The organism is Thiocystis violacea, assembly GCF_016583575.1.
GTDB classification, from domain to species: Bacteria; Pseudomonadota; Gammaproteobacteria; order Chromatiales; family Chromatiaceae; genus Thiocystis; species Thiocystis violacea.
Genome location: NZ_NRRG01000005.1, coordinates 16,275 through 37,359, shown reverse-complemented (window position 1 = coordinate 37,359; position 21,085 = coordinate 16,275). Strand labels below are relative to the sequence as shown.

The following is a 21,085-nucleotide window of genomic DNA, read 5'->3' as shown; positions in this document are numbered from 1 at the left end:
CGATAGCGAGACGCAGAAAGGATGTGTTCCTATAGGGCTTGCGATACGACCCTATAGGGCTAATCGACCTCGCGAGCGTCATTGAGGACGCGCGCGATGGTGTCCGGCTTCATTGACCGTCCGGTTTCTTCCAGAACCGAATTGATAGCATGGGCCGCTGTCTTGGTGGCCATGTCTGAATCGATCTTGGCCAGCTTCATAAGGGCTGCGATGATGCGTAGCAGGGTCTTGCGGTGGCGCGGGTCAGGCTCGCGGTCATCATCGGCGCCAGCCGGTTCTTGGGCGGAAAGGATCATGGGTTTCAGTCCGCGCTGTTCGGCGAACTGGCGCAGTTCATCGAACGTGATTCGCTGCCGTCTGCCGCCTTCTATCGTGGCGATTCCCCTGAATTCGCCCTCGTACCGCACATCGAACGCGATGCTTTCCCTGGGGGTACCGAACGCGCCGTAATCGCTGGTCCTGAATTCTTCTCGAATCTGGCACGCCAAGGCGAACGCGGCGCCTTTCGTGTCATCAATCCAGATAGTTTGCGGGGCCTTGTCCATCAGTAGCCACGCGGCTTCGGCCGGGGTATAGGCGCGGGTGGCGCGCCATATGGCCACCTCGGATGGGGTAAGCTTTTCATCAGCCATCGCCGAACCTCTCTTCAGGTTGGGTTGTGGTCAGGGCCTCGGGACGGGTGGTGCCGTCTCGGGGCCTGTTGTTGTCTGGAGTCAGGCGGTGCGCTTGAGGGGCAACACCTTCGCCCCCTGCTTGAGCCCATCCAGGTAATCCGCCCACGCCTGCATCATCAGCTTGCGGGCCGGTAGGTGGGCAGTCCGGTTGTAGGCGCGGCCGTTGGGATCCCTCACGGCATGGGCCAACTGGTGCTCGATGAAGTCGGGACGGAAGCCCAACACCTCATCCAGGATCGTTCTGGCCATGGCGCGAAAGCCGTGCCCGGACATCTCGTCCTTCGGAATGCCTAGCCGACGCATGGCGGCGAGGATGGCGTTATCGCTCATCGGGCGACGGCGCCACGGGCGCACGGGAAGACATAGCGCCCGCGTCCGGTGATCGGCTCCAGTTCCCGAAGGATCGCCACGGCCTGGGTGGCGAGCGGGACGATATGCGGGGTGCCGGTCTTGGTCGCGGTGTAACGCCATTCAGCGGCCTCCAGATCGATATCCGCCCATTCGGCCTGGCGTAGCTCGCCGGGCCGGACGAATACCAGCGGCGCCAGGCGCAGCGCCCCACGCACGGTAGGGGTGCCTTGATAGCCGTCGATCATGCGTAGCAGCTCGGCGACGCGGGCCGGATCCGTGACCGAGGGGAAGTGACCGCCCTTCGCTCGCGGCAGGGCGCCGCGTAGATCCCCGGACGGGTCGCGTTCGGCCCGGCCAGTCGCGACGGCATAGCGGAAGATTTGCCCACAGCTCTGAATCGCCCGATGAGCGGTATCCAGGGCGCCACGCGCCTCGATGCGCCGCGCGACGGCCAACAGTTCGGGCGCCTTGATCTCGGCGATTGGGCGGCTCCCGATCCAGGGGAATACATCCAGTTCCAGGCGTCGGATGATCTTGTCCGCATGGCCCGGAGCCCAACCAGGGGCACGAGAGGCGTACCACTCGCGGGCCATGACCTCAAAGCTGTTGGCGTCCTGGCGCTTGCGTTCGGCGGCTTCCTCCCGCTTCACCTGACTGGGGTCTCGTCCCTCTACCAAGTGGCCACGGGCCTCGTCTCGTTTCTCGGTGGCCTTCTTGAGCGACACCTCGGGATAGACGCCAAGACCGAGCATCTTTTCCTTGCCCTCGAAGCGATAGCGCAGCCTCCACCACTTCTGACCCTTGGGCGTGACGAGGAGATAGAGCCCCTTTCCAACGGGGTATTTGGTGGGCGCGTTGGTGGGCTTGACGTTGCGGATCGCGGCATCGGTGGTCAGTGGCATGGGGCAGGTACCCATAGGGGTTGGGAGATACCCGGATACCTACCCGCAAATACCCTAAGCTGTCAAGGGACGCCATGAGACGGCGGAAGACGAATAGCCAATAAAAAACCCGCACTTAGGCGGGTTCTTGGACGTTCTGGAATGGCTTGAAACGGGTATTTGGTGGGCACAGTAGGGATCGAACCTACGACCTCCCCCGTGTGAAGGGGGCGCTCTCCCGCTGAGCTATGCGCCCAATCAGATCGCGAATCTTACGCGAATGGCGTCGGCATGGTCAACCTACGGAAACCATCGCTGGCACGGATCCCGCCCGGCCTCACTCGCACTGCGAGCCGGCGTCCAGTCCCAACTCCAGGATCTCCATGCGGTAGTTGCCGCAGGGGTTATCCGCCGTCGGACCTTGCGTCAGCAGGGCAAGACCGGAGTCGACGCCACGCTCGCGCAGCCAGTGGCGGACGAAATTCGACCAGTCCGGCCGATCCGCATCGACCTGAACCGTATGAATTCCATAGGAAAACTGGAGCGACTGACAGGTGGTGGCGTTGGGACTGAAGGCAATGATCCAGACCGGCGGCCGAAAGCGGGCGACGTTGCGGGGCGTGCTGCCGGATTGAGTGGGGACGACGACGAAGTTCGGCTCGCTGTTGTTGATGGTGTGGTAGACGCTCGCGGCGATGAGGTCGACCGCGCGGGTGCGGTCGCTGCCGTAGAAGCCGTCCATGGTGCGCACGAAGGGCTGCTTGCTGCGCTCGGGCTCGACCTGCGCGGCGATGCTGGCGAGCATGGCGACCGCAGCGACGGGATGGCGGCCGACGGCCGATTCGGCGGAGAGCATGACGCAATCGGTCCCGCCGAGGATGGCGTTGGCGACATCGGTCGCCTCGGCGCGGGTCGGCCGACGGTAGATGACCATGGACTCCAGCATCTGGGTCGCGGTGATGACGGGCTTGCCGAAGTGATTCGCCAGGTCGGTGATCTGCTTCTGGACCACGGCGATGCGCTCGATCGGAATCTCCACGCCCAGGTCGCCGCGCGCCACCATGATGCCGTCGGCGGCGGTCAGGATCGCCGCGAGGTTGTCCAGGGCGTCGGCGCGTTCGATCTTGGCGATGATGAAGGGGGCGTAACCCAGCTCGGCGGCGGCCTGGCGCACGGCCAGGATGTCGTCGGCGGTGGCGACGAACGACTGACTCACGGCGTCCAGACGATGCTCGGCGGCGAAGCGCAGCCAGGCGTGATCGTTCTCGGTGAAGGCGCTGATCCCCAGATTGATGCCCGGCAGATTCAACCCCTTGCGGGAGGACAAATCGCCGCCGACGCGGACGCTGCAACGGATCTCGGTCCCATCGACCTCCAGCACCTTGAGCAGGATGAAGCCGTCGTTGAGATAGAGCCGGTCGCCGGGCTGGACGGCCTCCGGCAGACTCGGGAAGCTGATGCTGACGCGCTCCTTGCTCCCCAGGATATCCTGCGTGGTGAGGGTCAGCTCGTCATCGCGTTGCAGCTCGATCGGCTCCTCGGCCAGATCGCCGATACGCATCTTGGGGCCAGGAAGATCGCCCATGATGGCGACCCGCCGCCCCGTCTCGCGCGCGGCGGCGCGGATCCGGGCGATGACCTCGGCATGGTATTCCGGGTGGCCGTGCGAGAAGTTCAATCGGGCCACGTTCATCCCGGCGAGGATCAGCTCGGCCAGCCGCTCGGGCGCGTCGGAGGCTGGGCCGATGGTGGCGACGATCTTGGTCTTGTGGTCAGGCAAATGCATGAGGAATCCTAATCGGAAGGGAGTGATCGAGAGATGACAATGGCTGAACCCCAGGCCGGCGACAGACCGCCTGAGTGCGTGCATGAGAGTGTTAGCGCGGCGGACGCTCCCGACGCCAGGCCAGGATCGCGGCGGCGTCGATCTCCCGGTCCCGCGCGTAGAGACGATCGAGTTCGGCCTTGCGGTCAGGTGGTGCCTCGCGCAGCAGGGCCGCGACCGTAAGCACAGGGGTTTCGAGCATGAGGCCACCGCCGACGATCTCGGCCAGATAGACGCTACGGTCGCCGGTGTCCATCCCCCACTCGACGCGACAATCCATCCAGGAGGCGGCACCGGGATACAGCGGCTGGCCATCCGGCGTTTCCCGGATGGCCAGCCCCGCGAACTTGTCGGTCCGATGACCGGTCGCGAGTCCGAAGCGCCAGACCGCCTCCAGGTCGTCGGCCGGCAGCAGATGGAGCGCGAAGCGGCCAGACGATTCGATCAACCCCCAGGTATGGTGCTGCCTGGCGATGGCGATCAGCATCCGGGGCCGTTCGGCGACGATCGAGGCCCGGACGACGGAGGTGGCGATCAGGGAGCCCCGGCGCTCACCGGCGCGCGCCGTCACCAGCCACAGGGGCGGATCGTAGAGATGGAAAATCTCTTCGATGGCGTCGATGCTTGGGTAGGTCACGCTGGAATGGTCCTGCTTCGGGAGGGCGCGCGCGGTCGATCAGCTACCAGGACCGCGTCAGCCCACATGATGACATGAATGGATGACGAACAGCGGTTCGGTCTTCCAACCAGGGCGGCGGTTCGGTCAGGGTCCGGACGCGGGATCGATGTCCTCATAGGCCGGCGGCCGGAATCTCGGGGTGCAGATGGCGAGAAACACCAGATCCCGCTCGCCGTCGTTGCGGATACGCTGACCCAGGCCGGCCGGGATATGGACCAGATCGCCCGCTCCGACACGCCTGGGCGTCATCCCCTCGATCTCCACCGTGCCCAGACCGTCGAGAATCAGATAGCGCTCGACGATTCCGTCGAGCCGATGCCGCCGGGTCGTGACCCCCGGCCGCACCCTGGCGCGCGCGATGGACACCTCGGGATCCTCCGCGCGGTTCCAGGACTCCAGGATGAAACAGCCCTCCTCCATGAAATATTCATCCGCTTCGTCGGGCGAATGAACCAGCCCCCGGTCCAGGCTCACGCGAGTCCGACGCTCCGCCGATAGGCATCGGAACGGCGATCTCCGCCACGCGGCCTGGGCAGTGGACGGCGGTTCAGCAGACCCTCGACCTCCCGGCAGAACTCTGGGCCACCGAGCACCCAAGCCTTGTTGGTGGAGTCGCGGATCTCCTTGAGGAGCGAATCCGGTACCCGCGTCTCGGCCTCGGCGGCATAGTGTTCGCGGCGGGCCTTGGCGCTTCGGCCCAGTCGCTCGTACTCGCGATGCGGACTGATCAGTTTGTCGTCGCTGCCTTCCGCATTGGCCCCATGGCTCGACCAGCCATAGTCCGAGGGCTTGGCGACCAGTCCCGCGCGCACCGGGTTCGCCTCTATATAATGCGCGACGGCCAGCAGATAATGCCTGGGATCGACCAGCGTGGCCCGATAGCGACCCTCCCAGAGGGTACCCGTGCGGTCATAACGGTTGTTGAAATACTGGACATAATAGCGGCCGACATACTGCATCAGCTTGCCGATGCCATTCTCCAGGTGGGAGGTCAGCAGCAGGTGGAAGTGATTGGGCATCAGCACGTAGGCATGGACCTCGCACTGAAATTTCTCGGCGGCGACGCCCATCTTGTCCCAGATGAACCAGTAATCCTCTTCCTCGAACAGGATCTGCTGTCGGTTGTTGCCACGCTGGATGACGTGTTGGGGGTAGCCGGGCATAACGAAGCGGGGAAGACGTGCCATGAGTAGGGTCGGATCCGGTTGATTGACCTGCCCCAGAGTATAGACGCCCTTCCGACGCTTGCCGTGTCCGAATCGCGCGAGCGGTGTTGGATTTCACCCGCTCGCGTTCAACCCCAATGGAAACCACCCCGGTAGCGGAACCGCCATGCCTTCCTCCGACCAAGGGTTCCCCATCGAGGCCCTGCTCGACGATCTGCGCGCCGCGCTTCGAAAGGGTCATGCGGTTCTGTGCGCGCCCACCGGATCGGGCAAGTCGACCAGGGCGCCGCTGGCCCTGATCGACGAGGACTGGCTCGCCGGCCAGCGGATCCTGATGCTGGAGCCACGCCGCCCGGCCGCCCGGATGACCGCCGCGCGCATGGCGAGCCTGCTCGGCGAGCCGCTGGGCGAGCGCGTCGGCTATCAGGTCCGGTTCGAGCGTCGCGCCGGCCCACGCACCCGCGTCGAGGTCATCACCGAGGGCATTCTGACCCGCCGTCTCCAGGGCGATCCCGGACTGGAGGGCGTCGGACTGGTCATCTTCGATGAGTTCCACGAACGGAACCTGCCATCCGACTTGGGGCTGGCGCTGACCCTGGACGTCGCGCGCAACCTGCGCCCGGACCTGCGCCTGCTGGTCATGTCGGCGACCCTGGATGCCGAGCCGGTCGCCCGCCTGCTGGGCGACGCGCCGATCCTGCGCGGCGAGGGGCGGAGCTTCCCGGTCGAGATCCGCTATGCCGAGCGCGCCCCGGACACCGATCCGGTCCGCGCCCTGGTCGCGGCTGTCCGACGGGCGCTGGCCGAGCATGAGGGCGACATCCTGGCCTTCCTCCCCGGCGCGGGCGAGATCGGCCGCGCCCTGGAGCCACTGGCCGCGCTCGGTGACGCGGACCTGGAGATCCTGCCGCTGCACGGAAGTCTTTCGTCCATCGAGCAGGATCGCGCCCTGCTTCCGACCGACGGGCGTCGGCGCCGGGTCATCCTGGCGACCGACATCGCCGAGACCAGCGTCACCATCCAGGGTATTCGGGTGGTCGTGGACAGCGGGCTGACCCGCAAGCCCCGCTTCGATCCCGGATCCGGCCTGACCCGATTGGTCATGGAGACCATCCCGCGCGCCTCCGCCGAGCAGCGCGCGGGCCGCGCCGGCCGTCTCGGTCCGGGGGTCTGTTACCGTCTCTGGACGCGCGCCCAGGAACAGGGACGGCCCGAGCATCGCACCCCCGAGATCCTGGCGACCGACCTGGCGCCGCTGGCCCTGGAGCTGGCACTCTGGGGGATCAAGGATCCCAGCGAACCAAGCTGGCTGGATCCGCCCCCCGGCCCCGCCTGGAGTCAGGCCATCGACCTGCTGCGGGCGCTCGGGGCGCTGGACGGGCACGACTCCATCAGCCGTCTGGGGCGCGCCATGGTCGAGCTGCCCCTGCATCCCCGGCTCGCGGTCATGCTCCTGGCCGCCGCGCCCGCCGAGCGGCGCACCGCCGCCGACCTCTGCGCCCTGATCTCGGAGCGCGATCCCTTCATCGTCGGGGCCGACCGGAGCCGCCCGGCGGATCTGGGTTCGCGCCTCCAGGCCCTGCGCGAGGCGCGCGAGCCAGGCCCGCCCCCAGGGTTCGACCGGAGACAGCTCGCGACCGTCGAGCGGGTCGCGCGACAACTGACGCGGCTGGTCGAGGGCTTGGGCGAGCCGACCAATAGGGCCTCCCCATCCCCGAGGATCGGGGAGCGGACGCCGGGCGCGCTGCTCGCCCTAGCCTACCCGGACCGCGTGGCGCGACGACGCGAGGGCGCGGACGATCGCTATCTTTTGGCCTCCGGCACGGGCGCGAGGCTGCCGTGCGACGACGCGCTCGCCATCCATCCCTATCTGATCGTGGCCAAGATGGATGCGCTCGGACGGGATGGCCTCGTCCAACTCGCCTTACCGATCGAGGAGGGCGAACTGCGCCAGGTCTTCGAGGATCGGCTCATCTCCGCTCGCGAGGTCACCTGGGACGCGGAGCGCGAGGCCGTCGCCTGCCGCGAGGTCACCCGGCTCGGCGCCCTCACCCTGGCGACGCGAGCGGTCGCGCTCGCGCCATCGGACCAGGCCGGCGAGCGGCTGCTGGAGCGGATTCGCGAAGGCTTCGACGCGGCGCTCGTCTGGTCGAGCGAGGCGCGTCAGTTTCAGGCGCGCGTGGAACTGGCGCGCCGGCATGACACCGAGGGCGACTGGCCGGACCTTTCGGACGCCTGGCTGCGAGAGCGGCTCGGGGACTGGCTCGCCCCCTGGATCGCGGACAAGACCCGTCTGGCCGATGTCCAACGGCTCGATCTATCGACCATCCTCCTGGATCGCCTGACCTGGGAGCAGCACCAGCGGCTCGACCGCCAAGCGCCCCGGACCTTCGTCACGCCGGCGGGCAACAACCGGCCGATCGACTATGCGAGCGGCGAGATCCCGATCCTGGCCGCGCCGCTCCAGGAGCTGTTCGGACTCGCGGAGACGCCGCGTCTGTGTGGAGGTCGCGTGGCGGTCCTGCTGCATCTCCTTTCGCCGGCCCGCCGACCGGTGCAGGTCACCCAGGATCTCGCCGGCTTCTGGAAGCGCGGTTACGCCGAGGTTCGCAAGGAACTGCGGGGGCGCTACCCCAAGCATCATTGGCCGGAGGATCCCACCGAGGCCCAAGCGATCGTCGGCGGCATCCGCCGGCGCGCCGCCGATCCATCCGCCACCCGGCGATGAGCCATGATCGTCAAGGGCGAGCGCCCTTGCCCATGACTATAATCACCAGTCCAAAACCCACGCGAGAGACCTCGGCGCCTTCCGAGGATCCGCGACCAACCACGAGGTTAAGCGATCGATGAACAAACCAATGATCCTGGCACTCTTACTGGCCACCGCCGGCTCGGCCCTGGCGGTCGAGCATGGCGCGCACTGGGGCTACGTCGGCGCGGAGGCTCCGGATCATTGGGGCGAACTCGACCCGAGCTTCAGTCTCTGCAAGAACGGCAAGCACCAGTCACCCGTGGATCTGACCGGCTTCGTCGACTCCCAACTGCCTCCGATCGGCTTTCATTACCGACCGGGCGGCCGCGACGAGGTCAACAACGGACACACGATTCAGATCGACTACGAGGCCGGCAGCACCATCACGCTCGACGGCCGTGACTACGAGTTGAAGCAATTCCATTTCCATACCCCGAGCGAGAATCACATCTCGGGCAAGGAATTCCCGATGGAGGCCCATCTCGTTCACGCCGACCAGGACGGTCATCTGGCCGTGATCGCGGTCATGATCGAGGCAGGCACCGAGAATGGCCTGTTGGCCAATCCCTGGTCGGTCATTCCGGAACAGGCCGATACCGGCGTCCACCTCCCCATCAAGGTATCGGCCGAGGAGCTCTTGCCCAAGGACCGCGATTACTACCGATTCGATGGATCCTTGACCACCCCACCCTGCTCCGAGGGCGTCGCCTGGCTGGTGATGAAGCATCCGGTAACGGCCTCCCATGAGCAGATCAACCGCTTCGCGCGCGTCATGGGTCATCCGAACAACCGCCCGATCCAGAATCTCAACGCACGCGTCATCGTCGAGTGAGCGACGGCCCCCCGAATCGCGACGCGATCACCGGCCTCATCCTCGCGGGCGGCCAGGCACGTCGCATGGGGGGCGAGGACAAGGGGCTGCGACCCTTCGCGGGCCGCCCCCTGGTGGAGTGGTGCATCGAGGCGCTGGCGCCCCAGGTCGGCACCCTGCTGATCAGCGCCAACCGGAACATCGAGCGCTACGCCGCTTATGGCTATCCGGTCATCGCGGATTCGATGGCGGGCTTCCAGGGACCGCTGGCCGGCCTGCTCGCCGGCCTGCGGGCGGCTCGAACCCCATGGATCCTGACCCTACCCTGCGACGCCCCCCGGCCGCCATTGGATCTGGCCCAACGGCTCGTCCAGGCGCTGGTCGAGCGGAACGCGGATCTGGCCGTGGCCACGGATGGCGAGCGCCGGCAATCGCTCCACGCGCTTCTGCCTGTGTCATTCGCCGATGACCTGGAGCGTTTTCTTGCTTCCGGCGAACGCAAGGTCGAGCACTGGCAGACCCGGCATCGAATCGCCCTGGCCGATTTCAGGGATTGCCCCGAGCGCTTCGGCAACATCAATTCGCCCGACGAGGCGCGCCGGCTCGAGCACGTCTGGCCGGCCAATACCGACCCCGAATCACCGCCCTCCGCGCCGCGAATAACTTGACATAAGATTTTCAGGCACACCTCTTGACAAGCCGGGTATCGAACCTTAGTTTACATAACACAAGCGCTCGACCGAGGCTTGTTTCCCACGCGGTTCATTGTGAACGCGCCTTTCCATATTGCTCATAGAGAGAATATGTTCATGACCAGCATCGATTTTTCACCGCTCTTCCGCTCCATGATCGGTTTCGACCGGATGACCTCGGCGCTCGAGAACGCCTATCGGTCCGAGGCGGGCGGTTATCCTCCCTACAACATCGAGGCCAGCGGCGAGAACGACTATCGCATCACCATGGCGGTGGCCGGCTTCTCCGAGCAGGATCTGGGGCTGGAGGTCAAGGAGAATATCCTCACGGTGTCAGGCGGACGTCCCGACGACGAGGAGCAAGGCCGTCGGTTCCTCTATCGAGGCATCGCCAATCGCAGTTTCGAGCGTAAGTTCCAGCTTGCGGATTACGTGCGCGTCCTGGATGCCAGGCTGGAGAATGGCCTCTTGCATGTCGATCTGCGCCGCGAGATTCCCGAGGCCATGAAGCCCCGCAAAATCGAGATTCGCGGCGAGCCCAAGGTCGCCGACGCGCGCGCGGTCGCGGCCTGATCGACAACGGAACCGACCTCCGGTTCGAGACGACAAGCCGGGCTCCCGCCCGGCTTTTTGTTGGCCGTCGCCGCCCCAGGCTCGGCTCGCGCCGGGTCGACGGGGAAATGTCTCGCCAGGCGCATTGATTTCATGGATGAGGTGGTCCAGCCTTCTAGGGACGGGGGACCATATTCAGGAGAAGAGCCATGCCATCGCCATCGAAACTTGGACCAGTGCTTGTTCTGCTGCTTGCCTGCGCGGTTTCGGGCGCGGCCTTCGGGCTGGACGCCGCCGCCGGATGGCAACGGATCCTGGTCGAGCCCGCCTCGGAGAACGACCCGGAAGGCACGCCTCGACCCGGCTGCTCGGGCGGCCCCCTGGTCAGCACTACCGCCGAGGGGACGACAGTGGCGCCCGCCCCGACGGATTTCTCCTTCTTTCTGCGCCCCGGCGATCCGAAACGTCTCCTGATCGTCTGGGATGGCGGCGGAGCCTGCTGGGATTCGATCACCTGCATCGACTCGGCCATGACCGGATCGCCGGTCTACGATCTCGGCATCGACGAGACCCCCGAGAGCCTCTCCACGCTTGGCGGAATCGCCGACACCCAGGACGCCCGCAATCCGGTACGCGAGTTCACTCTGGTCTTCATTCCCTACTGCACGGGAGACCTGTACTTCGGCTCCAGGGACGTGCTCTATGACGCCCCTGGCGGCGGCCAGTGGCTCATCCACCATCGCGGACAGGATAATGTCCTGGCGGTACTCGACATCCTCAAGGACTACTACGCCGACACGCTGGGAAGTCAGCCCGAGGAGATCGTGCTGACCGGCGCGAGCGCGGGAGGCTACGGCGTTCTCTACAGTTTTCCCGCCGTGACCCAAGCCTTTCCCTTGGCCAGGAAAGTCAGCGTCCTGGGGGATTCCGCGAATGGCGTGATCAACTGGGATCTCTACCTCCGGGCCTTGACCCCCGAGGGCGTCTGGGGCGCCTGGACGCATCTCCCGCCCGAATTGGAGGAAACCTTCGCCTCCGGACCCGACACCCTGGTCATGGGGATGTATCAAGCCCTGGGCTGGCGCTACCCAGCCGTCCATTTCGGGCAGTACAGCCGCGCGCTGGATGGCGTGCAGATTCTCTTCTACAACCTCGCCAAGCATTTGAACGCCCCCGAGCACTGGCTCGATCCGGCCGCGCTCTTCATCTCCGGGCTGGAATGGTCGACCCAGACGCGCTCGACCCTGTCGATGACCGCCCTCACCACCTGGAATTACCGCTTCTATCTTGGCGAGGGCACGGGTCACACGATCATCGGCGATCAGAGCTTTTACGAGGAACGGTCGGCCGGGGACGTCCAGTTTTCCGACTGGTTCGCCGACATGATCGAAAAACGCTGGCCCTTCCGGGGCCAATGGCAAAATTCGAGCTGCGCGCCCGATTGTCTCCCGGCGCTCTGATCCCGAGGCATTGGCCTGGGAGGGCGCGGCCGATCAGGCGCGGGACATGACCGAGAAACCCATGGCCCGCGCGCTCCCGACGGGATTGAAGTCTTGATCCCGCCTCGGTAGCTTCTCGATTTCATCCCGTCACATCCTCAACGACCCATGCACACAGAGAACCGTCCCAGCCGTTTCATCCTGCTTGCCGCGCTCCTGATCCCGCTGACCGATGCCGGGGCCGGATGGCCCCCAGCGGTCGAGGGCCAGCCATTGCCGACGCTCGCGCCCATGCTGGAACAGGTGGTTCCGGCGGTCGTGAACATCTCGACCGTCACCCGAATCGAGGCGGCGGATCATCCCCTGCTCCGGGATCCCTTCTTCCGACACTTCTTCGAAATCCCGCGCGAACACCAGCAACGCGAGAACAACAGCCTCGGCTCGGGGATCATCGTGGACGCCAAGCGCGGACTCGTCCTCTCCAATCATCACGTCATCGCCAAGGCGGACGCGATCAAGGTCACGGTGCACGACGGCCGAACCCTGGACGCGACCCTGATCGGCAGCGATCCGGAGACCGATGTCGCGGTCCTGCGCATCCCCGCCAAGGACTTGACCGCCCTGCCCTTCGCGGATTCCGACCGGCTCCAGGTCGGGGATTTCGTGGTCGCCATCGGCAATCCCTTCGGCCTGCGACAGACCGTGACTTCGGGCATCGTCAGCGGTCTGGGACGCACCGGGCTGGGCATCGAGGGCTACGAGAACTTCATCCAGACCGACGCCTCCATCAATCCCGGCAACTCGGGCGGCCCACTGGTCAATCTGCGCGGCGAGCTGGTGGGGATGAATACCGCGATCCTCGCGCCCGGCGGCGGCAACATCGGCATCGGTTTCGCCATTCCAGCCAACATGGCGCGCGCCATCATGGACCAGATCGCCGAATTCGGCGCCGTGCGGCGCGGACTCTTCGGCGTCGGGGTGCAGGATCTGACGGACGAACTCGCCGGCGCGCTGGGCATTCGCAACCGCGAGGGCGCCCTGGTCACGACCGTGGACAAGGGCTCCGCCGCCGCCGACGCGGGCCTGCACGAAGGCGATGTCATCTTGACGCTCAACGGCAAACCCGTGCGAAGCTCTTCGGATCTGCGCAATCAGTTCGGGGTACTGCGGGTCGGCGAGCCGGTGGAGCTGGATGTCGTGCGCAACGGCAAGCCGCGTCGGCTGAACGGCAAGATCGCCGATCCCTACCGTGACTTCGTATCGGGGGAGCGTGTCTCCCCCAGCCTGGCGGGCGCCGTGCTCGGCGAACTGGACACTCAGGGCGGCGTTCCGGCGATCCCGGTCGGAACGGTCGATCCCGACAGCCCCGCCTGGCTGGCCGGGTTGCGCGAGGGCGATCGCATCGTCCAGGTCAACGGCCAACGGATCGGTAGCCTGCGCGACATCGCCACCGTGCTCCGGAGTTCCAAGGGACTCTTCAGTCTGCGCATCCAGCGTGGTGACGATCTCGTCCTGCTCGCCCGACGTTAAGGCGCACGGGCGGGTTGTCGCCGGTTCAGGCTGGATTCAGGAAGGCTTGGATAGGATGACCTCGACGACGGGAGAAAGGGCTCCCGTCGCGCCACCCGAGGAGATCATCCGATGAAGAGCCTTCGACTCATGACCTGGCTGTCCGCCGCCGTCGTGGCTGGCGCCTTGATGACCCCAGCCCTGGCCTCCGCCCATGGTCCGCGCGATCACTGGCGCCACGATTATCAGAGCGAGCGCTGGAACTCACCCCCGCCGCGGCATTCGAAATGGTCCCATCGGCATAGGGACCATCGGGGACTGGCCCGGATCCATGTCGATACGCCAAGACAGGCGAGACGCCATGGGCACCCCGACCGGGCGTTTCGCGAGTACCTGGGCCATGGACTGACCATCATCTATCGATGACCCTGGAAGCGAGGTCAGGCCCCGCCAGCCAAACGGGACGAACGGCGGGGTCACCCAACCCGCCGCCGGCCTCGACTGTGCTAGATTCGCGCGGGAGCCCAATCCAGTCAGGGAGCCGATTCGAGATGCCACTGTCCAAACTTGCGCTGGCGACCTGTATCGCCCTGGCGCTCTCTCTCGTCCAGCCAGCCTCCGCCAATCAGATTTCGCCGGCCCAGGCAGGCGAGATCGCGCAGCGCCAGACCGGCGGCCGCGTGCTGGCCGTCAAGCCCGCCGATGGCGGCTACCAGGTCAAGGTGCTGACGCCCGACGGATCGGTTCGCTACGTCTTCGTGCCGGGCCGCTGACCGAGACCGCCAGCGCCATGCACATCCTCATCATCGAAGACGAGTTGGAGCTGCGCCGACAGCTCGTCGGCCGTCTCGCCCAGGATGGATGGATCGCCGAGGGCACCGGCGATGGTCCGGAAGGGCTCTATCTGGCCTCGGAATTCAGCTTCGACGCGGCCGTCATCGATCTCGGACTTCCGGGGATGCCGGGACTGGAGATCATCCGCCGCCTCCGCGCCCAACAGAGCCAGCTCCCGATTATCATCCTGACCGCCCGCGACCGCTGGCAGGACAAGGTGGAGGGACTGGAGGCCGGGGCCGATGACTATCTGGTCAAGCCCTTCCACAGCGAGGAGTTGCTGGCGCGTCTGCGCGCCCTGGTCCGGCGCGCCGCCGGGACCGCCTCGCGCGAGCTGCGGCTGGGACCGCTCAGGCTGGATCTCACCGCCGAGAAGGTCTGGATCGAGGACCGTCCGGTCGAACTGACCGCCTACGAATACCGCTTGCTGGAACAACTGGCCGGCGGCCAGGGCAAGGTGCTCTCGAAACAGGCCCTGGCCGATCGGCTCTATCCGCACGACGAGGATCGCGAGAGCAATGTCATCGAGGTGCTGGTCGGGCGGCTACGCCGCAAGCTGGACCCCGACGGATCCCTCGGACCGATCGAGACCCTGCGCGGACGCGGCTATCGTCTCACCCTGACGCGCGACGCCAGCGAGGACGGCGGCGGATGATGTCGCTGCGCGCGCGCGTGCTGCTCTCGGCCGCCGCCGTGCTCGCCCTCTTCGTCCTGCTGACCAGCCTGGCACTCGAACGCGCGGTGCGCGACGCCGTCTTCTCCGCGCGCGAGGAGCGGCTGCAAGCCCAGATCTTCCTGCTCATGGCCGCGGGCGAGGAAGGCGAGGAAGGTCTGGTCTTCCCCAACGCGCTCGCCGAATCGCGCCTGACGCTGCCCGACTCCGGTCTCTACGCCCAGGTGCTGGACGCGCTGGGCGACCCCATCTGGACCTCCCCGTCCGCCATCGGCGCGGAGGTTCCAAAGCCCCAGCCACTCGCGCCCGGACAACGCCGGTTCGAACGACGGCCCGGAGGCGACCGTCGGGACTATCTCCTGCTCGCCTTCGGCGTCACCTGGGCGACCGGACCCGTGCCGAGGGATTACACCTTCATCGCCGCCGAGGACGCCTCGTCCTTCGAGTCGGAGGTGGCCCAGTTTCGCGCCAGCCTCGCCGGCTGGCTCGGCGCCATGGCCGCACTGATGCTCGTCAGCCTGGTGCTCATCCTGCGCTGGGGACTCAAGCCACTACGGCGGGTCGCCGGCGAAGTCGCCTGCATCGAGGCCGGCGGTCAGACCCAGATCCAGGGGCGCTATCCACGGGAGATCCAGGCCCTGACCGGTAATCTGAACGCCCTGCTCGCCCACGAGCGGGCGCGTCAGCGACGCCTGGACAACACGCTCGGCGATCTGGCCCACAGTCTCAAGACCCCGCTGGCGGTGATGCGCGGGGCGTTGGAAGAGTCGCGCGTCCCGCCGGCCAACGCCGAGCTGATCCAGGAGCAACTGACGCGCATGGGGCACATCGTCGAATATCAGTTGCAGCGCGCGCGGGCGGGGAATCAAAAGGCCGCGATCCTGGCCCCGCCGGTTCCGGTCAGACGCGCGGCGGAACGCCTGATCGCCTCATTGACCAAGGTTTACCGCGACAAGCCGGTGACCCTGTCCCTTGAGATCGATCCCGCGATCCTCTTTCGCGGCGTCGAGGGCGACTTGCTGGAGATGCTGGGGAATCTGCTCGAAAACGCCTTCAAGTGGTGCCGCCAGCGGATCCGGCTCTCCGCCGAAACCGCACGGGGCACACTGACGCTCCTGATCGAGGACGACGGCCCCGGCATCCCGCCCGACCAGGCGGCCCGCCTGCTTGAGCGCGGCGCCAGGGCGGACGAGGCGACCCCCGGACACGGCATCGGCTTGGCCGTGGTCCGCGAGATCGGCGAGGCTTACGGAGGCGAGCTGCGGGTCGAATCCAGTCAACTGGGCGGAGCCGGCTTTCGGCTGCGGTTGCCGGGGTAGCCCGAGGCTCGGGGCAACGCCGCGAGTCGTTCAGACCCGCACCACCTGGATGCACCGCCCCTGGGGGCTGAGCGCCTCGGCGCGGGCCAGCCGCTCGCCGATCGGCGGCTGTCCGGTACGCCGGTCGAAGACGATCAGCCAGCCGCCGTCCAGATCCAGTCCGGCCAGATAGCCATCGAGTTGCACCAGCCCCTCGGCCAGCGGATCGGGCGCGCCGTCGCGCCACACCTTCAGCTCGACCCCGAGCGTGACCGCGCGATAGCGCAGACAGAGATCCATGCGCCCGCGACCGATGGCGTATTCGCGCTCCAGCGTCCCCTCGCCGTTGACCACCCGCTGTAGAAAAGCCATCAGCACCAGATGCGGGGCGATCTCGTGATAGGGCGCGCTGCCGAGCAGCGGCTCACCGTGCTGACGCCAGAAGGCCAGGAAGGATTCCAGCAATCGCTCGGTATTCAGACCGCCGTCGGGATCCAGCCAGTTCGGACTGATGTGGGGCAACGAGTCTTGCGGACCCCCGGCCAGGGCGCGCGGCAGCACCTCGCGATAGATGGGATTGGCGATCACCAGACCGCCCGCCCCGTCGCGGCGCAACAGGCCCAGATCCACCAGATACTGGCGGTCGTCCTCCGCCGCTTCCCGTGGGATGGTGCCGGCGAGCATCGGCTCGATCACCCGGCGCACCCGCGGCTCGCGCAGCTTGTCGGCCAGTTGGTCCAAATGGGTGACGCGACGCAGGATCAGGTTCTCCTTGGCCTGCTCGATCAAGGCGACCTCGATGGGACGGGCGCGGTCGCAACCTTCCGGCATCTCGAAACAGGTCTCGTAGGCCAGGGCATTGACCAGCCAGGGTTGGCCCTGGGTCAACTCCCAGACGCGCGCCAGCGCCTCGGGAGTGAAGACCTGTCCGGTATCCGCCGTATGTTCCTGGAGCAAGGCCGCCACTTCCCCGGCGGTGAAATCCCCCAGCCGCAAGGACTTGGCCTTGATGTTGAAGGCGCTGCCGCCGGTGATGACCTCGGACTCGGAGCTGGCATGGATGCGGTAGTCGCGCAGATCGCGCACCCCGCAGAGGATCACCGTCTGAGGGAACGACTCGGGCCGCTGCGCGTAGCCGGCGCGGATCTGGCGCAACAGCGCGATCAGGGTGTCTCCGACCAAGGCGTCGACCTCGTCGAGCAGCAGCACCGCCGGCCGGGGATCGGCGGCGGCCCAAACGCCGAGCAGGTGCGTCAGGCGATCATCGGCCGGAACTCCGACGCCGGTGCCGCGACACCAGACGTCGATGCCGGGATCCTGGAGATAGAGCGTCGCGGAACGCCCCAGCACGCTGCAGATCGTCGCCACCCCGCGCGCGACATCCTGACGCGCCGTCTGCGCCCCCTCGATGTTGGCGTAAAGCGCCCGGTAACGCCCGTCCCGATTCAGATGCTCCATCAGCGCCAGCAGACAGGTGGTCTTGCCGGTCTGGCGCGGGGCGTGGAGCAGGAAATATTTCTTCCGGTCGATCAGGGTCAGGATCTCGGCCAGATCCCAGCGTTCAAGGGGTGGCAGGGAATAATGATCCTCGGCCTTGACAGGCCCCTCGGTGGTGAAAAAACGCATCTGTGACTCTCCGCGCGAATGGTCCGGGCTTTCGCCATGTCGGCCACGCCGATGGGCGCGCCCGCTCCCTGACCGTTGGAACCAGCGTTGCCCGCTCAGACCCGCACCACCTGGATGCGCCGTCCCTGGGGGCTGAGCGCCTCGGCGCGCGCCAGCCGCTCGCCGATCGGCGGCTGTCCGGTACGCCGGTCGAAGACGATCAGCCAGCCGCTGTCCAGATCCAGGCCGGCCAGATAGCCATCGAGTTGCACCAGCCCCTCGGCGAGCGGATCGGGCGCGCCGTCGCGCCACACCTTCAGCTCGATCCCGAGCGTGACCGCGCGATAACGCAGACAGAGATCCATGCGTCCGCGACCGATGGCATATTCGCGCTCCAGCGTCCCCTCGCCGTTGACCACCCGTTGCAGAAAGGCCATCAGCACCAGGTGAGGGGCGATCTCGTGATAGGGCGCGCTTCCGAGCAGCGGCTCGCCGTGTTGGCGCCAGAAGGCGAGGAAGGATTCCAGCAGACGCTCGGGATTCAGACCGCCATCGGAATTCAGCCAGCTTGGACTGATGTGGGGCAAGGACGCCTGCGGCGTGAAGGCCAGGGCGCGCGGCAGCACCTCGCGGTAGATCGGATTGGCGATCGTCAGGCCCTGACCCTGCGCCATCCGGCACAGGCCCAGGTCGAGCAGATACTGGATGTCGTCCTCGGGCACCTCGCCCAGGAGGGCACCGGCGAGCATCGGCTCGATCACCCGGCGCACCCGCGGCTCGCGCAGCTTGTCGGCCAGTTGGTCCAGATGGGTGACGCGACGCAGGATCAGATTTTCCTTGGCCCGATCGATCAAGGCGACCTCGATGGGATGGGCGCGGTCGCGACCCTCCCGAATCTCGAAGCAGGTCTCGTAGGCCAGGGCGTTGACAAGCCAGGGCTGGCCCAGGGTCAACTCCCAGACGCGCGCCAGCGCCTCCGGGGTGAAGATCTGCCCGGTCTCGGCCGTATGTTCCTGGAGCAAGGCCGCCACTTCCGCGGCGGTGAAATCTCCCAGCCGCAAGGACTTGGCCTTGATGTTGAAGGCGCTGCCGCCGGTGATGACCTCGGACTCGGAGCTGGCATGGATGCGGTAGTCGCGCAAATCGCGCACCCCGCAGAGGATCACCGTCTGGGGGAACGACTCGGGCCGTTGAGCGTAGCCGGCGCGGATCTGGCGCAACAGGGCGATCAGGGTGTCCCCGACCAGGGCATCGACCTCGTCGAGCAGCAGGATCACCGGCCGCGGCGACGCTTCGCACCAGTGGGTCAGGTATTGTTCCAGCGCGACCGTCGCGGCCTGCTCCGACAGCACCTGGCGCGCCAGGGCTTCGGCGTGCGGATCCTTAAGCCAGAGCCGTGCGCTGTTGGCCAGGGTCTGCACGATACCGGTCATCGCCAGCGGAACGTTCTCGCGTGCCGCCTGAGCGGTTTCCAGATTGGCGTAGAGCGCCCGATAGCGCCCGTCCCGATTCAGATGCTTCATCAGCGCCAGCAGACAGGTGGTCTTGCCGGTCTGGCGCGGGGCGTGGAGCAGGAAATATTTCTTCCGCTCGATCAGGGTCAGGATCTCCGCCAGATCCCAGCGTTGCAGGGGTGGCAGGAAGTAATGATCCTCGGCCCTGACGGGTCCCTCGGTGGTGAAAAAACGCATCGGTACCTCCGCGCTCGGATGGTCTGGGAAGCTCGCCACGGTAGCGGATCCGGGCAGCGGCTGCATCCCATCCGTCCGCGGCGCCGATGGGCGCGGACAATCAGTCGGTTGGTTGCACAGGGGCTGGATTAGTCGAAACCGTTCGGATTCCCGGACTGCCAGCGCCAGGCGTCGCTCACCATGGCCTCGATCCCATGTTCGGCCCGCCAACCCAGTTCCTCGAACGCCAGGGTCGGATCGGCATAGCAGGTGGCGATGTCGCCGGCCCGCCGCTCGACCAGTTCGTAGGGGATGGACCGACCGCAGGCCCGCTCGAAGGCGGCGACCATTTCCAGCACGCTGTAGCCCCGCCCGGTCCCCAGATTGTAGACGACCACGCCCGGATCCCCCTGGAGCTTGCGCAGGGCCGCCAGATGGCCGCGCGCCAGATCCACCACATGGATGTAGTCGCGCACCCCTGTTCCGTCCGGGGTCGGATAGTCGCTGCCGAAGACCCGCAGGCGCTGGAGCTTGCCCACCGCCACCTGGGCGATATAGGGCATCAGATTGTTCGGGATGCCGTTGGGATCCTCGCCGATACGCCCGCTCGGATGGGCGCCGACCGGATTGAAGTAACGCAGCAGCGCGACGTTCCAGCGCGGGTCCGAGACCTGGAGATCGCGCAGAATCTCCTCAATGAAGAGTTTGGAGCGTCCATAGGGATTGGTCGCGGAGAGCGGAAAATCCTCCCGGATCGGGACCGAGGCCGGATCGCCATAGACGGTCGCCGAGGAGCTGAAGACGATGTTCCTGACGCCCGCCGCAGCCATCGCCTGACAGAGCGTGAGGGTGCCCTGGATGTTGTTGTCGTAATAGGCCAGGGGCTGCTCGACCGATTCACCCACGGCCTTGAGCCCGGCAAAGTGGACCACGGCATCGAAGGCGCCCTCGCGAAAGATCTCGTCCAGGGTCTGACGATCGCGCAGGTCGGCCTGAATGAACCCCAGACTCTTGCCGGTGATTTCGCGGACCCGCCGCAGCGACTCATCCTTACTGTTGCACAGGTTGTCGACCACCACCACCCGCAGGCCCGCCTGAAGCAGTTCCACGCAGGCATGACTCCCAATATATCCAGCGCCACCCGTCACAAGTACCCGCATCGCACGTCCACTCCTGATGTTCGAGACCTGGACTCAGTGTATCCGATTCAACCGGCCTCCGGCGTCAATGCCCGGCGCCCGCCCTCGATACGCAGGCGTTGGCGCAAGCGTCGCGACGAATCGGCGTCGAGCGCATCGGAACAGAGCGGGAGCGCGCATCGGCGCCGCCGGCCGAGACGGAAATTGAGCACGATCAGCGGAAGACCGACGAAGGTCGCGGGCGAGAGCTCGGCCTCGCGTTCCTTGCCGGAGACGAAGGTCAGGAGCCAGGATCCATCCGAGCGCCAGGTCGCCGAGCGGATCGACCAGGGCGCGCGTCTCAGCACCTTGACCAGGAACACCTCGATCGCGCTGACGGAGATCGCGAGCATCAGCGGAATCACGAAGAGGCCGATCGGCAACGCGGTCGCGACCGCGAACGCCAGGCCATGGGTCCAGGCGGCATGGATGGCGAGCCGCCTGGAGAGTCGCGGATGGATGACGAGCGGCGGGGTGGCCCGATGGTCGCCCATCG

Annotated in this window: 21 protein-coding genes and 1 tRNA gene; 10 read left to right on the top strand and 12 right to left on the bottom strand. The window is 66.5% G+C overall.

The annotated features are described in order from the left end of the window. Window positions 1-59: 59 nt before the first annotated feature. The 8 genes from CKO27_RS04125 to CKO27_RS04095 form a co-directional block, all read right to left on the bottom strand. Window positions 60-632: a DUF2267 domain-containing protein gene (locus tag CKO27_RS04125; protein WP_200373615.1), complete on the bottom strand. Its 573-nt coding sequence runs from the start codon at window positions 630-632 to the stop codon at window positions 60-62. A gap of 81 nt (window positions 633-713) precedes the next feature. Continuing rightward, window positions 714-1,004, bottom strand: a complete 291-nt coding sequence (locus tag CKO27_RS24400; protein ID WP_242470722.1) for a tyrosine-type recombinase/integrase — start codon at window positions 1,002-1,004, stop codon at window positions 714-716. Next, on the bottom strand, window positions 1,001-1,927 hold the full coding sequence (locus CKO27_RS04120; RefSeq protein ID WP_242470721.1) for a tyrosine-type recombinase/integrase: 927 nt from the start codon (window positions 1,925-1,927) through the stop codon (window positions 1,001-1,003). Before CKO27_RS04120 ends, CKO27_RS24400 begins: the two co-directional genes overlap by 4 nt. A 160-nt stretch (window positions 1,928-2,087) precedes the next feature. Beyond that, window positions 2,088-2,162, bottom strand: a tRNA-Val gene (locus CKO27_RS04115). Window positions 2,163-2,243: 81 nt separating this feature from the next. Continuing rightward, window positions 2,244-3,692 carry a pyruvate kinase gene (gene pyk / locus CKO27_RS04110; RefSeq protein WP_200373614.1) on the bottom strand — a complete coding sequence of 483 codons (1,449 nt, stop codon included), beginning with the start codon at window positions 3,690-3,692 and terminating at the stop codon, window positions 2,244-2,246. A 91-nt stretch (window positions 3,693-3,783) separates the two neighbouring features. Beyond that, window positions 3,784-4,368, bottom strand: coding sequence for a flavin reductase (locus tag CKO27_RS04105; RefSeq protein ID WP_200373613.1), 585 nt, complete (start codon window positions 4,366-4,368; stop codon window positions 3,784-3,786). A 126-nt stretch (window positions 4,369-4,494) separates the two neighbouring features. Next, entirely contained in the window at window positions 4,495-4,830 is a 336-nt protein-coding gene (locus tag CKO27_RS04100) for a cupin domain-containing protein (RefSeq protein WP_200373716.1), read from the bottom strand. A 50-nt stretch (window positions 4,831-4,880) separates the two neighbouring features. Beyond that, window positions 4,881-5,597, bottom strand: coding sequence for a transposase (locus CKO27_RS04095; protein WP_200373612.1), 717 nt, complete (start codon window positions 5,595-5,597; stop codon window positions 4,881-4,883). Window positions 5,598-5,742: 145 nt separating this feature from the next. Here CKO27_RS04095 and hrpB point away from each other — a divergent pair, with 145 nt between their 5' ends. From hrpB to CKO27_RS04045, 10 genes are all read left to right on the top strand, one after another. Next, window positions 5,743-8,304 carry an ATP-dependent helicase HrpB gene (hrpB, locus tag CKO27_RS04090; RefSeq protein WP_200373611.1) on the top strand — a complete coding sequence of 854 codons (2,562 nt, stop codon included), beginning with the start codon at window positions 5,743-5,745 and terminating at the stop codon, window positions 8,302-8,304. A gap of 118 nt (window positions 8,305-8,422) precedes the next feature. After that, window positions 8,423-9,160: a carbonic anhydrase gene (locus CKO27_RS04085; protein ID WP_200373610.1), complete on the top strand. Its 738-nt coding sequence runs from the start codon at window positions 8,423-8,425 to the stop codon at window positions 9,158-9,160. After that, window positions 9,157-9,807, top strand: a complete 651-nt coding sequence (gene mobA / locus CKO27_RS04080) for a molybdenum cofactor guanylyltransferase MobA (protein WP_200373609.1) — start codon at window positions 9,157-9,159, stop codon at window positions 9,805-9,807. The genes CKO27_RS04085 and mobA overlap by 4 nt, the downstream gene beginning before the upstream one ends. A 141-nt stretch (window positions 9,808-9,948) precedes the next feature. Continuing rightward, window positions 9,949-10,404, top strand: coding sequence for an Hsp20 family protein (locus tag CKO27_RS04075; protein WP_200373608.1), 456 nt, complete (start codon window positions 9,949-9,951; stop codon window positions 10,402-10,404). Window positions 10,405-10,592: 188 nt separating this feature from the next. Beyond that, a complete protein-coding gene (locus tag CKO27_RS04070; RefSeq protein WP_200373607.1) occupies window positions 10,593-11,843 on the top strand; it encodes a pectin acetylesterase-family hydrolase in 1,251 nt (416 codons plus the stop codon). A gap of 147 nt (window positions 11,844-11,990) precedes the next feature. Continuing rightward, window positions 11,991-13,352, top strand: a complete 1,362-nt coding sequence (locus tag CKO27_RS04065; RefSeq protein WP_200373606.1) for a DegQ family serine endoprotease — start codon at window positions 11,991-11,993, stop codon at window positions 13,350-13,352. 111 nt (window positions 13,353-13,463) lie between these two features. After that, complete coding sequence (locus CKO27_RS04060) at window positions 13,464-13,757, top strand: hypothetical protein (RefSeq protein ID WP_200373605.1); 294 nt, start codon at window positions 13,464-13,466, stop codon at window positions 13,755-13,757. A 125-nt stretch (window positions 13,758-13,882) separates the two neighbouring features. After that, complete coding sequence (locus CKO27_RS04055; RefSeq protein WP_242470720.1) at window positions 13,883-14,104, top strand: PepSY domain-containing protein; 222 nt, start codon at window positions 13,883-13,885, stop codon at window positions 14,102-14,104. 17 nt (window positions 14,105-14,121) lie between these two features. After that, entirely contained in the window at window positions 14,122-14,820 is a 699-nt protein-coding gene (locus CKO27_RS04050) for a response regulator transcription factor (RefSeq protein WP_200373604.1), read from the top strand. Further along, window positions 14,817-16,157 carry an ATP-binding protein gene (locus CKO27_RS04045; RefSeq protein ID WP_200373603.1) on the top strand — a complete coding sequence of 447 codons (1,341 nt, stop codon included), beginning with the start codon at window positions 14,817-14,819 and terminating at the stop codon, window positions 16,155-16,157. Before CKO27_RS04050 ends, CKO27_RS04045 begins: the two co-directional genes overlap by 4 nt. A 30-nt stretch (window positions 16,158-16,187) precedes the next feature. On the opposite strand, the gene CKO27_RS04040 is transcribed toward CKO27_RS04045, so the two are convergent. The 4 genes from CKO27_RS04040 to CKO27_RS04025 all read right to left on the bottom strand — a co-directional run bounded on the left by CKO27_RS04040 (window position 16,188) and on the right by CKO27_RS04025 (window position 21,083). Further along, entirely contained in the window at window positions 16,188-17,762 is a 1,575-nt protein-coding gene (locus CKO27_RS04040; protein WP_200373602.1) for an AAA family ATPase, read from the bottom strand. A gap of 95 nt (window positions 17,763-17,857) precedes the next feature. Then, a complete protein-coding gene (locus CKO27_RS04035) occupies window positions 17,858-19,432 on the bottom strand; it encodes an AAA family ATPase (RefSeq protein WP_200373601.1) in 1,575 nt (524 codons plus the stop codon). 128 nt (window positions 19,433-19,560) lie between these two features. Next, window positions 19,561-20,571 (bottom strand): UDP-glucose 4-epimerase GalE, encoded by a 1,011-nt coding sequence (gene galE, locus CKO27_RS04030; RefSeq protein WP_200373600.1) that lies wholly within the window; start codon window positions 20,569-20,571, stop codon window positions 19,561-19,563. A 47-nt stretch (window positions 20,572-20,618) separates the two neighbouring features. Continuing rightward, a complete protein-coding gene (locus CKO27_RS04025; RefSeq protein ID WP_200373599.1) occupies window positions 20,619-21,083 on the bottom strand; it encodes a protein YgfX in 465 nt (154 codons plus the stop codon). Window positions 21,084-21,085: the final 2 nt, after the last annotated feature.

What these genes read in the sequence shown, in the direction of transcription:
- CKO27_RS04050 (WP_200373604.1), top strand. Translation starts at nt 14,122, where the DNA reads ATGCACATCCTCATCATCGAAGACGAGTTGGAGCTGCGCCGACAGCTC.
- CKO27_RS04075 (WP_200373608.1), top strand. Translation starts at nt 9,949, where the DNA reads ATGACCAGCATCGATTTTTCACCGCTCTTCCGCTCCATGATCGGTTTC.
- CKO27_RS04035 (WP_200373601.1), bottom strand. Translation starts at nt 19,432, where the DNA reads ATGCGTTTTTTCACCACCGAGGGACCCGTCAGGGCCGAGGATCATTAC.
- CKO27_RS04085 (WP_200373610.1), top strand. Translation starts at nt 8,423, where the DNA reads ATGAACAAACCAATGATCCTGGCACTCTTACTGGCCACCGCCGGCTCG.
- galE (WP_200373600.1), bottom strand. Translation starts at nt 20,571, where the DNA reads ATGCGGGTACTTGTGACGGGTGGCGCTGGATATATTGGGAGTCATGCC.
- hrpB (WP_200373611.1), top strand. Translation starts at nt 5,743, where the DNA reads ATGCCTTCCTCCGACCAAGGGTTCCCCATCGAGGCCCTGCTCGACGAT.
- CKO27_RS04095 (WP_200373612.1), bottom strand. Translation starts at nt 5,597, where the DNA reads ATGGCACGTCTTCCCCGCTTCGTTATGCCCGGCTACCCCCAACACGTC.
- CKO27_RS04040 (WP_200373602.1), bottom strand. Translation starts at nt 17,762, where the DNA reads ATGCGTTTTTTCACCACCGAGGGGCCTGTCAAGGCCGAGGATCATTAT.
- CKO27_RS04120 (WP_242470721.1), bottom strand. Translation starts at nt 1,927, where the DNA reads ATGCCACTGACCACCGATGCCGCGATCCGCAACGTCAAGCCCACCAAC.
- CKO27_RS04025 (WP_200373599.1), bottom strand. Translation starts at nt 21,083, where the DNA reads ATGGGCGACCATCGGGCCACCCCGCCGCTCGTCATCCATCCGCGACTC.
- CKO27_RS04070 (WP_200373607.1), top strand. Translation starts at nt 10,593, where the DNA reads ATGCCATCGCCATCGAAACTTGGACCAGTGCTTGTTCTGCTGCTTGCC.
- pyk (WP_200373614.1), bottom strand. Translation starts at nt 3,692, where the DNA reads ATGCATTTGCCTGACCACAAGACCAAGATCGTCGCCACCATCGGCCCA.
- CKO27_RS04100 (WP_200373716.1), bottom strand. Translation starts at nt 4,830, where the DNA reads ATGGAGGAGGGCTGTTTCATCCTGGAGTCCTGGAACCGCGCGGAGGAT.
- CKO27_RS04125 (WP_200373615.1), bottom strand. Translation starts at nt 632, where the DNA reads ATGGCTGATGAAAAGCTTACCCCATCCGAGGTGGCCATATGGCGCGCC.
- CKO27_RS04045 (WP_200373603.1), top strand. Translation starts at nt 14,817, where the DNA reads ATGATGTCGCTGCGCGCGCGCGTGCTGCTCTCGGCCGCCGCCGTGCTC.
- CKO27_RS24400 (WP_242470722.1), bottom strand. Translation starts at nt 1,004, where the DNA reads ATGAGCGATAACGCCATCCTCGCCGCCATGCGTCGGCTAGGCATTCCG.
- CKO27_RS04065 (WP_200373606.1), top strand. Translation starts at nt 11,991, where the DNA reads ATGCACACAGAGAACCGTCCCAGCCGTTTCATCCTGCTTGCCGCGCTC.
- CKO27_RS04060 (WP_200373605.1), top strand. Translation starts at nt 13,464, where the DNA reads ATGAAGAGCCTTCGACTCATGACCTGGCTGTCCGCCGCCGTCGTGGCT.
- CKO27_RS04055 (WP_242470720.1), top strand. Translation starts at nt 13,883, where the DNA reads ATGCCACTGTCCAAACTTGCGCTGGCGACCTGTATCGCCCTGGCGCTC.